The organism is Tannerella sp. (assembly GCF_030528505.1).
Classification (GTDB): domain Bacteria; phylum Bacteroidota; class Bacteroidia; order Bacteroidales; family Tannerellaceae; genus Tannerella.
Genome location: NZ_JAUMYS010000008.1, coordinates 1 through 15,816 on the forward strand (window position 1 = coordinate 1; position 15,816 = coordinate 15,816).

Sequence of the window (15,816 nt, forward strand, 5' to 3'; positions counted from 1 at the left end):
GCCGATGCGCCTCGCAAACCGCACCGGAGGCGCAGCGTAAAAGAAATATCCGGAATGCGGAAAACAAGTATCAATTTAAAAAAATAGAAAAACATGAAACAGCAAATTATTTTATGGATAGGCGCCTTGCTTTTGCTAACAGCAGGAGCGGGGTGCGAGAAGGAAACACATCCTCCGAATCAAGCCAAGGGAAAAATTTTGGGGTCTACAGGCCCTTGTCAGGGGTATGCACTCTATATTGAAGTGGAAAACCCCAAAGGTATAGGACTTGAAGGGAAAAACATTCCCGCCGGAAGCGGAAGAACGTGGAATTACCGAAATGCAATTTCAGTGCCTCTTTTTAATCGGATAGGTTTGCCTGTTGAGCTTATGGAAGAGGGAACGTGGCTGCACTTCGAATATCGGGAGCTGACGGAAGAAGAGAAAAACCGAAAGCTTTTTCAACCGGATGAACCGGTGATATGCTTATGGTATCAGGGGCGTCCTCCAGCCAATACCTATATGATAACAAAAATCATTGCACACAAACCATAAAAAATAAATCCATCATGAAAAAGAATATCATCATTTTGCTTCTGCTATTTACAGCCGGAGCACACTTGTCCGGACAGCAGAACTATTACTGGTCAGGAGGAAAAAAACAGTTTTTAACCGAGATCGAAAATAAGTTTGTTGTAAAATTATCGTCATCCGTATCGTCGTATCAGACAAGAAGCGCTTTGCAAGGAAACAGCAAAATACACTCTACTGACCGTTTGGAAAATTATACGGAAGTTGTCAACTCTGAAGCGCTTTCTTTGCACGAAATACGAAAGTTGTCAGGTGTTGTCGATATTCTTCCTGCTTATTCCATTAATAAAGAATTGTTATACGTCACGGGAGAGATATTGTTAGCACCTAAAAAAGGCATTGAAATTAATCAGATTATTGCATTAACCGAGAATAATGTAAAGGTTATTCATAAAAGCAAGTACAATACTTTTGTATTGGATGTAAATGATTGGAGCAAGTTGTTTGAGTATGCAAACCGGATATACGAAAGTGGGAAAGTAGAGTATTGCCATCCGAACTTCTCTTTTCCGTTACGCAAAACCCAGACGCAAACCGATCCGCTTTATCCTCAGCAGTATTACCTAAACAATACCGGACAGTTTGGCGGGACAAACAACATCGATATTAATGCTCCTGAAGCATGGAATATAACCACGGGGAATACATCCGTAAGAGTAGCGGTTATAGATGACGGTGTGGAGGCACACGAAGATATGGCCGGACGTTTGCTGCCCGGATTTACGGCGAGGTCATCCGCAGAGAACCCCAACAGAAACGGCGCTCCCAATAACACCAATCCTCCTTCAACTCCTTATCCGAACGACAATGACAGCCCTATAGGTCATGGACAGGCTTGCGCAGGGATTATTGCCGCAAATCATAATGGTATGGGGATTAGAGGTATTGCCCCGCAAGTTCGCATAATACCCATCAACATTTTTAATGACTGGTTTATAGACCAGATATTTAATGGGTATTACTGGATGGATTTTGTCCGATACAGAGAGACATTTCAGGATATAGCCAATGCCATTGATGCAGCTTGGGATACTCACGCTGCCGATGTATTAAGTAATTCTTGGGGATATGGTGCAACAGCTAATATTTCGGATGCTATAGTTGCCGCAATCAACAGGGCGCGCACTCAAGGAAGGAATGGACGCGGCTGCCCTGTTATTTTCGCCTCAGGTAATGCTTGGGGGCTGCAAGGGGTTACGAACGTCGCTTTTCCCTCTAATGTAGAAGGGGTTATTACTGTAGGGGCAATTGATAACAGAGGCAATATTTGGAATTACAGCCAGCGTGGAGCTTCAATGGATTTGGTTGCGCCGAGTGGGAATGTTAATCTTTCCGGAAATATAAGAACAACAGATAGAATGGGTAATCTCGGGTATAATAATACAAACTATATGGCAAATTTTGGCGGTACTTCCGCCGCCTGTCCTCAAGTAGCGGGCATCGCGGCGTTGATGTTATCCGTAAGACCCGATTTGACGGAGGCTCAAGTGAGAACAATACTCCAAAATACGGCAAGAGATTTAGGCTCTGCCGGATTTGACAATACGTATGGTTATGGCCTTGTGGATGCTCATGCTGCCGTAGCTCCTCGCCTTTCCGGTCCCACGTCGGTCTGCAATCAGGCAACCTATACGGTAGAAAACCTTCCGCAGGGAGCAATAGTACGGTGGAGTTTAAGCAATAATAATGTTACATTGACTTCAGGACAAGGAACCCATACTGCTACTTTTACTAAATTTCGTAACGGGATGGAAATTATTAATGCAGAGATATTGCTTAACAATATAAGAATTGCATTATTAACCAAAGAAACCTATTTTGGTGCACCATCTATTAGTTATATTATTGGAGAGCAGAGGGTTCCAACAGGACAATATGCTTCATATCGTGCCGTTATAAGCAATAACGCACCTATTCCTTCAAGCTATCAATGGATATTAAATCCTCTGAATGGCAACTATCTGTATGGTAACGGTACGGAATCGATTGATATTGCTTTTTATAATCCCGGCTCTTATCAACTTGTGTGCAGAGCGACAAATGAATGTGGAGTAGGAGATTATTACACCATGGGAATTGGGGTTTACGATAATCTTTATCTCACCCTCTCCCCCAACCCTACAACGGACGAAGTGACCTTGCAGCTGATGGAGACGGACGAAGTCAGCGGATTAAGCGTGCTCTCGACCGAGAGAAGCACCTACGAAATCCAGCTATGGAGCGGTATGACGATGCTGCGGTCGTTCCGGACCGATGAGCCGACATTCCAAATCCCGATGGCCGGACTGCCGGCAGGACTCTACTTCGTGCGCGTGGTCAAAGACGGACAGACGTATACGCAGAAATTGATTAAGAAGTGAGAGAAAAGTGAAAAACGAATAGTGAAAAGTGATGCCCTTCGGGCGTTGAGATGTTGAATTGTTTATTTGTTGTGAGTTGTTTTGACTGTTGGCTGAAAGCTGACCACTGAAAGCTGACAAACCATTAAAAAGTGAAGCCCTTCGGGCGTTGAGTTGTTTATTTGTTGAGTGGAACGCTAAACAACAAACAACTAAACGTCCGAAGGACTGACCGCTGAATGCTGACTGCCGAACGCTAACAAACTGATAATATGCTCCAAAAGTATTTGCGAGGTGGTCGATGGGTAGTTCCGAACCTATCGGTGGGTAGTTCGGAAATACCTGACGGGTATTTCGGAACCTGTCTGCGGGTATTTTCAAACCACCCGATGGGTAGCTCAGAGGCACCCGTCGGGTGGTTCTTTATAACCCGACGGGTATCTCCGAACGTATCGATGGGTGGTTCGGAAATACTCACCGTTGACCTCGGAACTACTCCGGGTACGTTCCCGAACTACCCGGCACCTGCTTCGGAACGTATCCATGAGTGGCTCCGAACCACTCGCACATACGTTCCCAACTACCTGCCGATACGTTCGGAACGTCCTTCCGGTACGTTCCGAACCACCCTTCGTCAGGTTCCGAACGTATCATACCCGGTTTCCGGACGGTATTAAATATCCTATGAAGCGGCTTACGACTCTTTATTGACAACTGCAAAGGGTCGGGACTAAGTTGCGGTCGCCATACGCATTGTTGACACGCGCCACATTAATCCAGAACTTATTGTCATGCAGCCATTCCAACGGGAATGCCGCTTTCGAACGTGAATAAGGATGGTTCCATTCGTCGGCAGTGACTTCGTATTCGGGGTGCGGAGCGTTTTTGAGCACGTTATCTTCTTTCGATGCGATACCGCTTTCCACTTCATCTATTTCTCGACGAATACATTCCATCACTTCGACAAAACGATCCAACTCCTCCTTGCTTTCGCTTTCGGTCGGCTCTACCATCAAGGTTCCGTGCACCGGAAAAGAAAGGGTGGGAGCATGGTATCCGAAATCCATCAACCGTTTGGCAATATCGTTCTCATCGATTCCGGAGCGTTCTTTAAGCACACGACATTCGAGTATCAGCTCATGACCGACGCGCCCGTTCGCTCCCGTGTAGACAATCCCGTAAGCCTCTTTCAGTTTTGCCGCCAGGTAGTTGGCGTTCAGCATCGCGATTCGCGTCGCTTCGGTCAGTCCTTCAGTACCCATCAGACGAATGTAGGCATACGTGATCGGCAAGATGCCGGCGCTTCCGTAAGGAGCTGACGCAACGGTGTTTCGGCTGTTTCCGAACGTCACGGGGTGGGAGGGGAGGAAAGGAAGCAAATGCTCGGCCACGCAGACCGGCCCGACACCGGGTCCGCCACCGCCATGAGGCGACGCAAACGTTTTATGCAGGTTCAGATGGCAAACATCGGCGCCGATTACTCCCGGGCTGGTCAGTCCGACCTGCGCGTTCATGTTGGCGCCATCCATATACACTTGTCCGCCGCACGCGTGAACGATGTCGCACATCTCCTTGATATCTGCCTCGAAGATACCGTGCGTAGAGGGATAAGTAATCATACTTGCGGCAAGAACGTCTTTCTGCTCTTCGGCTTTCGTACGGAAGTCGGTCAAATCGATATTCCCTTTTTCGTCGCAGAGTACGGTCACCGTTGTGAATCCGCACTGAATGGCGCTGGCGGGATTGGTTCCGTGTGCCGAAGCGGGCAGCAGCACCACATGGCGGTGTCCCTGTCCGATGCTTTCGAGGTAAGTACGAATGATCCGCAATCCCGCGTATTCACCGGCCGCCCCCGAATTCGGTTGCAGGGTCACTCCCTTCAGACCGGTAATCTCGATCAGGTATGACGACAGATTTTCAATCAGTTCCATATAACCATTCACCTGATCGACCGGTGCGTAAGGATGGATATTCTGGAAAGCGGGATTGAGCAAGGGCAGCAATTCGGAGGCCGCGTTCAGCTTCATCGTGCACGATCCCAGCGGAATCATCGAATGAGCCAGCGAAATATCTCTGCGTTCCAAACGCTTGATATATCGCATCAACTCCGTTTCGGTACGGTATTTTTTAAACGTATCCTGTTGCAGGAAAGACGACGTACGCAGGAATGTAAGATCGAAATAGAGCTTTGCGGGGATATCCGTTGCCGGCGGATTAGGCAGTCCCGCAACCCCGGAAAAGATCTGCAACAAGATGTTGAGATGCTCGGGACGCGTTGTTTCATCGATACTGATACCCACATGCCCCTCTTCGAAATACCGGAGGTTGATGTTACACTCCAACGCGATTTCACGCAACGTGTTCATCGGCACATGGGAGGGCAGTTCGATCTTTAATGTGTCGAAGAAATTTGTATTCAGTTGTTTATAGCCAAGTTTTTCGAGTTCGTCGGCCAGAAAACCGGCGTAACGGTGAATCCGTGAAGCGATATCCGTTAACCCTTCGGCTCCGTGATACACCGCGTAAAAACCTGCCATCGTGGCCAGAAGCGCCTGCGCGGTACAGATGTTCGATGTCGCTTTCTCGCGCTTGATATGTTGCTCGCGTGTCTGAAGCGCCAGACGGTAAGCCGGATGTCCGTAGGCATCGACCGAGAGTCCGATGATACGTCCCGGAATCATTCGCTTGTACTCGTCTTTCGTCGCGAAATACGCGGCCGAAGGCCCGCCGTAAAACATCGGAATCCCGAAACGCTGCGAAGTTCCGAACACGACGTCTGCTCCCCATTCGCCGGGAGGTGTCAGCAGGACGAGGCTCATCAGATCGGCCGCTACGGCAACGCGTATCCCTTCGGCATGCGCTGCCTCCACGAAATCCTGATAATCGTTGACCGTACCGTTACCGTCGGGATATTGAAGAATCGCTCCGAACATCTTGCCGGATAAGGCGACCTCACGGTAATTACCCGTCACCACCTCGATACCCTGCGCAGACATTCGTGTCTGTATAACGGCCAAGGTCGACTCCAACACGTTTTCATCTACAAACAACTGATTCGCTTCATTTTTCACTTGCTCACGGCTGCGCGTATGGAAGAGCATCGTCGCGGCTTCGGCAGCCGCCGTTGCTTCGTCGAGCAGCGAACAGTTGGTCAGCGGCATGCCGGTCAGTTCGCAAATCATGGTCTGGAAGTTAAACAAGGCTTCTAACCGGCCTTGCGACACTTCGGCCTGATAGGGCGTGTACGAAGTGTACCAGCCCGGATTCTCAAACACATTCCGCAGAATGGGAGCAGGGCATATCGTATCATACCAGCCCATGCCGATGTATGATGTAAAGATTTTATTCTTAGAGGCAAGCTCGGCAATGTGTTCCGCAAACTCCCGCTCCGTCATCGGTGCGGGTAAATGAAGCGGTTTTCTCAGACGGATATTCGACGGAATAATCTGGTCAATCAATTCGTCTGTCGATTTCACACCGACAGCCTCAAGCATCGCGGCTTTGTCTCGATCGGTTGTGACGCCTATGTGGCGATTTGCAAATTTGTTGGTCTCCATGTTATACTTTATACATTGTTTTATAAAAAAGGATTATGTAATTTCTCTTCGATCACGGTCGTAGACGGACCGTGCCCCGGACAGACAAGCGTCTCGTCGGGCAAAGATAAAATTTTGTCTTGAATCGCCGAAATAAGCATGCTGTAACTTCCTCCCCACAAGTCTGTTCGTCCGATACTTCCCGCAAACAAGGTATCGCCGGAGATGATGAAGCCGTCGGCCGGACTGTAAAAGGCAAGACTGCCGGGCGAATGTCCCGGAACCAATAATACGGCGAGTTCCGAATGTCCGAAACGGATCGGCTCGTTCTCGTTCAGAAAATCCGTTACCGGAACGGTATTGCCCGAAGCATGAAGTCCCATCTGTCTCATTTGAATGTCGAGAGGAGGAATCTGTTCGACCTCCAGCCGATGTGCTTTGGGCGAAAGACCGTATGTTCTATGAATAAAAGCGTTGCCTAAAATATGGTCAAGATGCAGGTGCGTGCAAAGCAATAGCTTCGGTACCAGCTCATGAGCCGCAATAAAATCCGACAAGACCTTCTCTTCACCGGCCGACGTGCAGCCGCAATCGATAATCACAGCTTCTTTCGTTTCGTCGTAAAGCACATAGGTATTTTCGGCAAACAGGTTGAATTCAAAGCACTTTATCTTAATCATAAAGGAATATATACTAATTTTTTTGTCTCAAAAAAAGGCTCTTTGTAATAGGTATTCAGATCTAAGCAAACGGCCTGCTTACGAAAAGGAGCAATCTCGTGTTGAAGTTCTCCGCCTTTCAGGCATATCAGACCGTTGGGTAGCGAATTCTGCTGCGTGTTCCGTACGTTTTTACGAACGAGTTTGGCTAAATCTTGCAGAGGCATGACGGCACGGCTTACGATAAAGTCAAAATGTTCTTTTTCACTTTCCACCCGTTCGTGACACGTCGTCATATTTTTCAGTCCGATAGCCTCGGCCACCGCCTGCACGACTTTAATTTTCTTTCCGATGCTGTCGATTAAATGAAACGAGACTTCCGGAAAAAGAATGGCCAGCGGAATACCCGGAAATCCGCCCCCCGTACCGACATCCATGACTGACGTTCCGGGTCTGAAATGAAGTAGCTTTTCAATGCTCAGCGAGTGCAGCACATGATGAATATATAAGTTGTCGATATCTTTCCGGGATATCACATTGATCTTTGCATTCCATTCTGTATAAAGGCTATACAATGCTGCGTATTGCTCGCGTTGCAACTCGCTCAGATGGGGATAATAACGCTCGATAACCTCCATGTCTCAAAAGGCGATATGGGCGATCGGACTCTCTTTACGCAGTAAATGGCGTATCTTTTCGTATGGAATCCGCACGGAGGTAGCACCGACTACATACGCCGCGATCTCGTATTCATTAAACGTGTACGTAACGCCGACTTCATCTACATAAAAGTTCCTGTTCGGATAAATCTCATTGATATTGAAAAAGCCGATATTCTCAAGGTCCGAAGCCTTGTCTACATTATTATATAGCGCAATGGCATCTACAATAATTTTAGCAAGATCGTCCTGATAATCTTCAATAAAAATGTCTCGTTCCGTCACTCGTTCTCCGGTCTTAAGGTCAATCACCCGATTCGCATAGCTATGTGCATGGTGTGCCCCTCCCGTATCATACTTCTTCGACACCACAAAGCTTAACAAGTCGTTCTGATTATAACAGATACTGTCGCTAAGAATCTCATAGCTTGAATACCATTCATTCTGAGGTTCCGAGCCGTGCTCTTCAATATCCGACTCGAAATCCGTTTCCCGTTTCTTAAAGTCATTCAAATAATTCTCAACATATTGACTTACAGCCTCTCTCGGTAAAAATGGCATATAATCATCGCCAAAAAAAGCTTTGGTAAACTGTTGTTGTACGGCTTTTAGCACATCCTGATTGGGATATTCGACCGGAAACAGAAAGTTTATTTGCAATGAACAGCCGGGATTCGTCTCCATATTTTTCATATGATAGCTCTCTTTTACAGCTATCGTATCAAAACGAATATCATTCTCTTTTACCTTTTTGGTATCCGAAGCGCATGCCGATAAAAAGCCGACGGTTACTATCCAAACAAAAAAGGTTTTCGCGATATATATCTTCATCTCTACTGCATGATTAAACATATTTACGATGCAAATTTAAAAGATAATTGATTCAATAACGAAAGAATCTTATTAAGATTATTAAAAAAAACGCTTTTCACCTGCATATCACCATATCATCCAGCATATCAAATTATTATTATCCTTTCCAATAAAACGATCCCCCCTTTTTGACTATACTGAAGAATATTGAACGTATTCTTGCATTTTTTTACAGCAAAACATTTGCCCATTGGTGAAAAACCCGTAAATTAGCATGTTTTTTTCGAATATACAGTTGAAGAATTATTAATAACACACTAAATGACTGAAAAAGATAGAATTATTAAGATTGACATTAATAATGAAATGAAATCAGCCTACATTGATTATTCAATGTCGGTCATTGTTTCGCGTGCGCTTCCGGATGTAAGAGATGGATTCAAACCCGTCCATCGACGCATCTTATTTGGAATGAGTGAACTGGGGAATACATCCGATAAACCGTACAAAAAATCGGCGAGAATCGTCGGAGAAGTATTGGGTAAGTATCACCCGCATGGTGACTCTTCGGTCTATTTCGCACTGGTTCGTTTGGCGCAAAACTGGTCGATGCGTTATGCCTTAGTAGACGGACAGGGTAATTTCGGTTCCGTAGACGGAGACAACCCGGCGGCTATGCGTTACACGGAAGCGCGGATGAGCAAATTGGCCGAAGAAATGCTACGCGACATTGATAAAGATACGGTTGATTTCCAACTGAACTTCGATGATACCTTAAAGGAACCCGTCGTACTTCCCACACGTATACCCAACCTATTGATTAACGGAGCGTCAGGGATTGCCGTGGGAATGGCCACCAACATGCCTCCGCACAATATGAAGGAAGTACTCCAGGCATGTCAAGCTTATATCGACACGCGTGGAGAAATCGATGTGCCCGGCCTGATGACGTACGTAAAAGCGCCTGATTTCCCGACAGGTGCGACCATCTACGGGTATGCCGGTGTCAAAGACGCCTTCGAAACGGGACGCGGACGTATTATACTACGTGGAAAAGCCGAAATAGAAAGCGCACAGACGCATGAGAAAATCATCATTAGCGAGATCCCATACCTTGTAAATAAAGCCGAGCTTATCAAAACGATTGCCGACCTCGTGAACGAGAAACGTATCGATGGCATCTCGAATGTGAATGACGAATCAGACCGTAGCGGTATGCGTATCGTCGTCGATGTGAAACGCGAGGCCAATGCGAATGTCGTTCTTAATAAACTATATAAGATGACCGCTTTACAGTCGTCATTCAGTGTCAACAATATCGCATTGGTGAATGGGCGGCCGAAGCTGATGAATCTGAAAGAATTGATCGGAAATTTTGTCGATCATCGGCGGGATGTCGTGATACGTCGTACGAAATACGACCTGAAGAAAGCCGAAGAACGCGCTCATATTTTGGAAGGATTGATTATTGCTTCGGACAATATCGACGAAGTGATCGCCATCATCAAGCAATCAGGCAGTCCTCAGGAAGCGATCAGCAATTTGATGGCACGTTTCGAATTGACTGAAATACAAGCCCGGGCTATCGTTGAAATGCGTTTGCGCCAATTGACAGGACTTGAACAGGAAAAACTGCGTGCCGAATATGAAGAGATAGAAAAGTTAATCGCACGATTAAAAGAAATTCTGGAAAATGAGGATATGCTGATGGGAGTCATTCGGGACGAATTTCAGGAAATCATTGACAAATACGGAGATGAGCGTAAGACCGACATTGTCTATGCTTCCGAAGAATTAAACCCGGAAGACTTTTATGCTGACGATGAGATGATTATTACAGTCTCACACATGGGATATATTAAACGTACACCTTTGAGCGAGTTCCGTGCACAAGCACGGGGTGGAGTAGGGGCGAAAGGATCCGAAACACGCGAAGAAGACTTCGTCGAATATATTTACCCCGCGTCGATGCATGCTACCATCCTGTTTTTCACCGCTAAAGGACGATGCTTCTGGAAAAAAGTATTCGAAATCCCCGAGGGCGCCAAAAACGCGAAAGGAAGAGCGATCCAGAACTTCTTAAACATTGATTCGGACGATAGCGTAAACGCGTTTATCCGGATCAAAAACTTAACAACCGATACGGAATTTACCAATTCCCATTATTTACTCTTCTGTACGAAAAAAGGAATAATCAAAAAGACACTCTTGGCTGCTTATTCACGCCCACGCCAAAATGGCGTTAATGCGATTACATTGCACGAAGGAGACGGAGTGATTCAAGTACGACTGACGGATGGAAACAACGAAGTGTTGATTGCCAATCGGAATGGTCGGGCCATCCGTTTCCATGAAAGCAAAGTGCGCGTGATGGGACGTACGGCAGCGGGCGTACGCGGAATGACTCTAGATGACGAAAACGACGAAGCAATCGGTATGGTTTGTATCCGAGATACGGAAAAAGAGACCATTCTCGTTGTTTCGGAGCAAGGCTACGGAAAACGTTCGAAGATTGACGATTACCGGATTACCAACCGGGGAGGAAAAGGGGTTAAAACGATCAACGTCACAGAAAAGACCGGCAAATTGGTGGGCATTAAGAATGTAACGGAAGAAAACGACTTGATGATCATCAATAAATCCGGTATTACGATTCGTATGAAAGTCGCTGATTTGAATATTATTGGTCGTGCGACACAAGGAGTACGACTGATTAATCTGGAAAAACGCAACGATGAAATCGCATCTGTATGCAAAGTCTTGTCCGAATCGGAAGAAAACAAGGTTGGCGATGGAGAAACAGAAGAAGTTTCGAACGAAATTAAACCGGAAAACGGTACGGAGGTCATAGAAGACAACAACATGATTGAAGAAGAAAAAGAATAAAGTATTAACATCAAAATTTTAAATGACATGAAACAAGTAGTAATGACAATCGGTTTCTGCCTGATGGCAACAACTGTATTTGCGCAAAAAAAAGCGGTAACGGAAGCTGAGCGTATCGCAAAAGATTCAAAGCCGGACTTTAAGGAAGCGCGAACCTTAATTAAAGGAGCATTGGAAAATCCGGAGACGAAGGATGATGCAAAAACATGGTACGTGGCCGGACAGATCGAAGACGCTCAATTTAGTTCCGAGAGCACCAAGCAGATTTTAGGCCAACAACCTAATGAGCCTGTAATGTATGAAGCTTTGGCAAATATTCTGCCGTACTTCAAAAAAGCGTACGAATTGGATCAGCTCCCGAATGAAAAAGGAAAGGTAAAACCGAAATACACCAAACATATCAAAGGTACGCTCAATGCCAATCATATTTACTATCTGAACGGCGGAGCCTACTACTTTGATCAGAAAGATTACAAAAAATCGTGCGATTTCTTCGATCAATACATTGAGATTGCCAACCTGCCTTTTATGAAAGATGAAAAGGTCGCTCAAAGAGACTCGAACTATATGATCGTACAGTTCTATTCGGCTATTGCCGCAATGCAGCTGGATGATGTACAGCTAGCCATTAAGAACCTGAATCGAGCAAAAGATACGGACTATCGACGTTACGATGTATATCAGTCGCTTTGCTATGAGTACGAACAGGCAAAAGACACGGCAAACATCGAAAAAACACTGGAAGAAGGAATGACCTTATTTCCCGATTCAAGCTATTTCTTGAACAGCTTGATAAACTTGTACATCTACACCGGAAGGAATGATCAGGCCTTGCAGTTGTTGAACACGGCTATTTCGAAAAATGCGAACAGTGCTCAATTATATTATGCGAAAGGAAGTGTATACGAAACTGGTTTGAAAGATTATGCTCAGGCTGAAGAAGCATACAAAAAAGCCGTTGAATTGGATCCCAATAGCGCAGCCAATAATTTCAGTATGGGACGTATTTACTATAATCAAGGAGTGAGTACACTAGATAATGCCAACTCTATATCGGATGCTACTCTATATAAACAAGAAAAAGCAAAAGCTGAAGATTTCTTCAGAAAGGCCCTTCCGTTTTTTGAAAAAGCGCGCGAGCTTAAGCCCGATGAAAAGGAGTTCTTAATCGGGCTGAGAGGAATCTATTATAATCTGAATATGAACGAAAAGTTCGATGAGATAGAAGCCGCAATGAATAAGTAATCGATTTATCTGAACAATAAAAAGGAGCTGAACCAATTTGGGTTCAGCTCTTTTTTTGCACAAACGATATTTTCAAATTGTATTCGAGTAACACCTCCTATTTTACATAATAGTAATTATGATTGAAATAAACCATTAAATTGGAATTACCAAAAGCGGTGTATTACTATGAAAAAGCATTTTACGCGCAAGACTCGGATTGAATATCCGCGTGATCATACTGCGACGATACGTACTAAATGCAATCATATCGATCTGTTTTTCTTTGACAAATGTCTCAATAGCTTCCAATAAATCACCATCATTCAAGACAGTATATTCTATCTTCAAATCCGGGTATTGTTTCTTCAGATACTCGTTCAATCCCGACAAGCGAATATCATTCCATTCGTTACGACTGGTCGAAATATTGAACAATTGAATCTGTACAGGATCATCCTTGAAAAAGTCAACAAACTTATCGAACGTCAAAATATCACGCTGGTTAAAAGAGATCGCAAAAGCAATCCGTTTGGCATCATTCAGATTCGTGAAAGGAACATGTTCGGGAATAGCTAAAAGCGGCATTTTGGTTTGTTCAATAACTTCACCTGTGACACTTCCGATTAAGTCGGCATTTTTCTGATTTTTCCCGCGTGTACCCATAACAATCAAGGTCGGATGATATTCTTTGGCATAAGCCATAATTTCTTCTTCCGGCAAACCTTCTCTCAGGATATAGTTATATCTGACGCGAGGCCATTCTCCACTTTCCATCTTCCTGTTTATCAGCGTACAAATATTTTCAATATCCTTTTGTACCTGTTTATAAACCATGTGAATGTTTTCATTATTAGAGCCTCCGGTCGCCACAGGTTCACGAGTCGCAAACGGCAATGCAGAAGGGATATACGTGCTGAAATAGGCATGTAACAACATGACTTCTGCCCCAATTTGATGTGCATAATTTATCCCTATTTCACACGCTCTGATCGAATAATCCGAGAAATCGACTGGGATTAAAACCTTTTTCAGGATTTTCTCAGGTGCATCTTCCATTTCATCTTCGTTCAACCATTGGGTATCCTCAATCAACCGTAAAGCTCGAGGTAAGTCGCTTTCTTTGATGCGTATACGAACGCCGGCTGAGATGACAGGCTGAATCTGATTCACATTATGAATATAAGCCTCTATTCCTTCCGACTCAAGGAGAGTTTTCAGAATCTGAGCCTTTTCATACGTGTGAATAGCTAATGTGACTAACTGTTTTTCCATGTTTACGCTTCCGATAAAGGGTTTGTTCCTAAAATATCTAACGCACGATCTAGAATAGTGGTATCACTTAGAACCACAATTCCTCCATTCGGTCCGGATTCGATATGTAATCCGCAACTCTTACCGTCCCTGTAATTTTCTCCTCCGAAGTAATTCCGGACAGTTTCTACTGATACTCCTAATTCTTCCGCGATACGATGAATCGTACCATCCGGCAAACGGTCTTTGATATCCCTAAGCTCGTTAAAAGTGATTGTTTTCGTCATGGTTTGTTTTTATTTAATATATTTAAAATTCGCCCACTAATATAAGACATAAAAATAGAACAAACGATTTTTTTGAGGATTTTTCAGGAGAAAAACCATATTTTATAAAAAGTCCATCTTCTCACTTCCATGCAGGAACCCCTAATCCACTATATACAAGCATAAAAGCAATGGTAGCCAACATTGCGTAAAGAATATAACGGACATGAGAGACCTCATAGACAAGAAGGGAAGACTCCCCTACTCTTTTTATTGTTCGAGTACGAATAACCCGGTAAATTTCAAAGCAAAACCACCCAAAGAAGCATCCGGATAAGATGCCCGGAATAATATCGGAAATAAAATGAACGCCTAAATAAATGCGTGTATACGACATCAAGATGGCCCATAGCATAATCCCATAGGTGTACCAGCGGTAACGAAAAAGCAGCATCGTAAATGTAGCAAACCCGAACGCGTTGGCTGCATGGCTGGAAATAAACCCGTAACGTCCACCAAGATACGGATTTCCTGTCAACGGATTTATGACCGTTTGGACGTGATCCATAAAATCCGGATGGCGCGTGGGACGGAAACGTGTAAAAAGCGGTTTGCACACGCTCGAGGCAAATTGATCACACAGCGTGATGGTCAATGTGATAAACAGTAAGATCAGAAGAGATTCTTTCCATGACCTTTTGTAGCAAATAATCCATAAAACAAAAAGCGCCAAGGGTATCCACACCATCTTTCCGGAGTACATCCAAAAGAAATGGTCCCAATAAAGCGTATGTCCGCCATTGAGCCATAAAAAGAGACTTCGTTCATATTCTAAGATACTCTCCAACATGCGAGTTTAGATTTTTTCAAGCTCTTTTTGAGGAATCCATCCCTCTTTTCCGTCTTCTAAACGAATCTCATACCATTCTCCCAACGTGCTTTTAATCTGCACTTTTGTTCCTTCGTGCAAAACAAACAAATCGGTACCACTCGCATCCGGAGAACTTTTAATCGTAATCGTAGGCGCAAAAATAATCGCGGTATCACGCGTAGTCAATGCTTTTTTCTGACTCCAAGCGAAGATATTGGCTATGATAACCGTTAGTAATAAAAAGATTCCGACATAAAATCCGATTTTTTTCAACCGCATCCATTTGGAAAAAAAGAACAAGGTCAGACAGCCGATAAACAGAATGAAACATACGATCCCCATACTTGCCCATACGTCGACACTCAATAAATTCCGGATAGAGCGAAGCCACTTGACTAAAAAGAATTCACCAATCGGTTCTATTTTGTCTGTCGTTCGGAGTCTGGACATCTCTAAATTAAAACGGACATCTCCATCACCGGGATTCAGCAATAAGGCGCGTTCGTAATTTAAGATAGCGGGTGCAATCTTATTCGTTTTGTAATATGCATTTCCCAGATTGTAGTAAATTTCATACGACTCGCCATTGTTCTTCAACAAATCTTCATATAATTCAATGGCCTTGGCATAGTTCTCTTGTTTATATGCAACTTCGGCTTCTTTAATAGCCGTTTCTTGTGCCGTCAAGGATATACCGCACATCAAGTGGATTAATCCGAAACACAGTATTTTACATATT

Annotated in this window: 13 protein-coding genes; 5 read left to right on the plus strand and 8 right to left on the minus strand. The window is 44.5% G+C overall.

Annotated elements, in window-relative coordinates; all coding sequences use genetic code 11:
* Nucleotides 1–93 precede the first annotated feature (93 nt).
* From Q4A89_RS02125 to Q4A89_RS02135, 3 genes are all read left to right on the plus strand, one after another.
* On the plus strand, nucleotides 94–534 hold the full coding sequence (locus Q4A89_RS02125) for a hypothetical protein (protein WP_303183394.1): 441 nt from the start codon (nucleotides 94–96) through the stop codon (nucleotides 532–534).
* 14 nt (nucleotides 535–548) lie between these two features.
* On the plus strand, nucleotides 549–2,930 hold the full coding sequence (locus tag Q4A89_RS02130; RefSeq protein ID WP_303183396.1) for a S8 family peptidase: 2,382 nt from the start codon (nucleotides 549–551) through the stop codon (nucleotides 2,928–2,930).
* A 251-nt stretch (nucleotides 2,931–3,181) separates the two neighbouring features.
* Complete coding sequence (locus Q4A89_RS02135) at nucleotides 3,182–3,586, plus strand: hypothetical protein (RefSeq protein WP_303183397.1); 405 nt, start codon at nucleotides 3,182–3,184, stop codon at nucleotides 3,584–3,586.
* Nucleotides 3,587–3,613: 27 nt separating this feature from the next.
* Here the strand turns inward: Q4A89_RS02135 and gcvP are convergent, their stop codons facing one another.
* The 4 genes from gcvP to Q4A89_RS02155 are packed head-to-tail and all read right to left on the minus strand — an operon-like array spanning nucleotide 3,614 to nucleotide 8,456.
* Nucleotides 3,614–6,466 (minus strand): aminomethyl-transferring glycine dehydrogenase, encoded by a 2,853-nt coding sequence (gcvP, locus tag Q4A89_RS02140; RefSeq protein ID WP_303183399.1) that lies wholly within the window; start codon nucleotides 6,464–6,466, stop codon nucleotides 3,614–3,616.
* 20 nt (nucleotides 6,467–6,486) lie between these two features.
* On the minus strand, nucleotides 6,487–7,125 hold the full coding sequence (locus Q4A89_RS02145) for an MBL fold metallo-hydrolase (RefSeq protein ID WP_303183400.1): 639 nt from the start codon (nucleotides 7,123–7,125) through the stop codon (nucleotides 6,487–6,489).
* A complete protein-coding gene (rsmG, locus tag Q4A89_RS02150; protein WP_303183401.1) occupies nucleotides 7,122–7,742 on the minus strand; it encodes a 16S rRNA (guanine(527)-N(7))-methyltransferase RsmG in 621 nt (206 codons plus the stop codon). The genes Q4A89_RS02145 and rsmG overlap by 4 nt, the downstream gene beginning before the upstream one ends.
* A gap of 3 nt (nucleotides 7,743–7,745) precedes the next feature.
* Entirely contained in the window at nucleotides 7,746–8,456 is a 711-nt protein-coding gene (locus Q4A89_RS02155) for a DUF3298 and DUF4163 domain-containing protein (RefSeq protein WP_303183402.1), read from the minus strand.
* A 441-nt stretch (nucleotides 8,457–8,897) separates the two neighbouring features.
* Here Q4A89_RS02155 and gyrA point away from each other — a divergent pair, with 441 nt between their 5' ends.
* The gene (gene gyrA, locus Q4A89_RS02160) at nucleotides 8,898–11,462 is read left to right on the plus strand and encodes a DNA gyrase subunit A (protein ID WP_303183404.1); all 2,565 of its coding nucleotides are present in this window, start codon (nucleotides 8,898–8,900) and stop codon (nucleotides 11,460–11,462) included.
* Between the two features lie 27 nt (nucleotides 11,463–11,489).
* A complete protein-coding gene (locus Q4A89_RS02165; protein WP_303183406.1) occupies nucleotides 11,490–12,707 on the plus strand; it encodes a lipopolysaccharide assembly protein LapB in 1,218 nt (405 codons plus the stop codon).
* Nucleotides 12,708–12,842: 135 nt separating this feature from the next.
* On the opposite strand, the gene Q4A89_RS02170 is transcribed toward Q4A89_RS02165, so the two are convergent.
* The 4 genes from Q4A89_RS02170 to Q4A89_RS02185 form a co-directional block, all read right to left on the minus strand.
* Nucleotides 12,843–13,961 carry a universal stress protein gene (locus Q4A89_RS02170; protein WP_303183407.1) on the minus strand — a complete coding sequence of 373 codons (1,119 nt, stop codon included), beginning with the start codon at nucleotides 13,959–13,961 and terminating at the stop codon, nucleotides 12,843–12,845.
* A 2-nt stretch (nucleotides 13,962–13,963) separates the two neighbouring features.
* Nucleotides 13,964–14,227: a DNA-binding protein gene (locus Q4A89_RS02175; protein WP_303183408.1), complete on the minus strand. Its 264-nt coding sequence runs from the start codon at nucleotides 14,225–14,227 to the stop codon at nucleotides 13,964–13,966.
* 121 nt (nucleotides 14,228–14,348) lie between these two features.
* The gene (locus tag Q4A89_RS02180) at nucleotides 14,349–15,056 is read right to left on the minus strand and encodes a phosphatase PAP2 family protein (RefSeq protein WP_303183409.1); all 708 of its coding nucleotides are present in this window, start codon (nucleotides 15,054–15,056) and stop codon (nucleotides 14,349–14,351) included.
* 6 nt (nucleotides 15,057–15,062) lie between these two features.
* Nucleotides 15,063–15,779 (minus strand): tetratricopeptide repeat protein, encoded by a 717-nt coding sequence (locus Q4A89_RS02185; protein WP_303183478.1) that lies wholly within the window; start codon nucleotides 15,777–15,779, stop codon nucleotides 15,063–15,065.
* Nucleotides 15,780–15,816 lie beyond the last annotated feature (37 nt).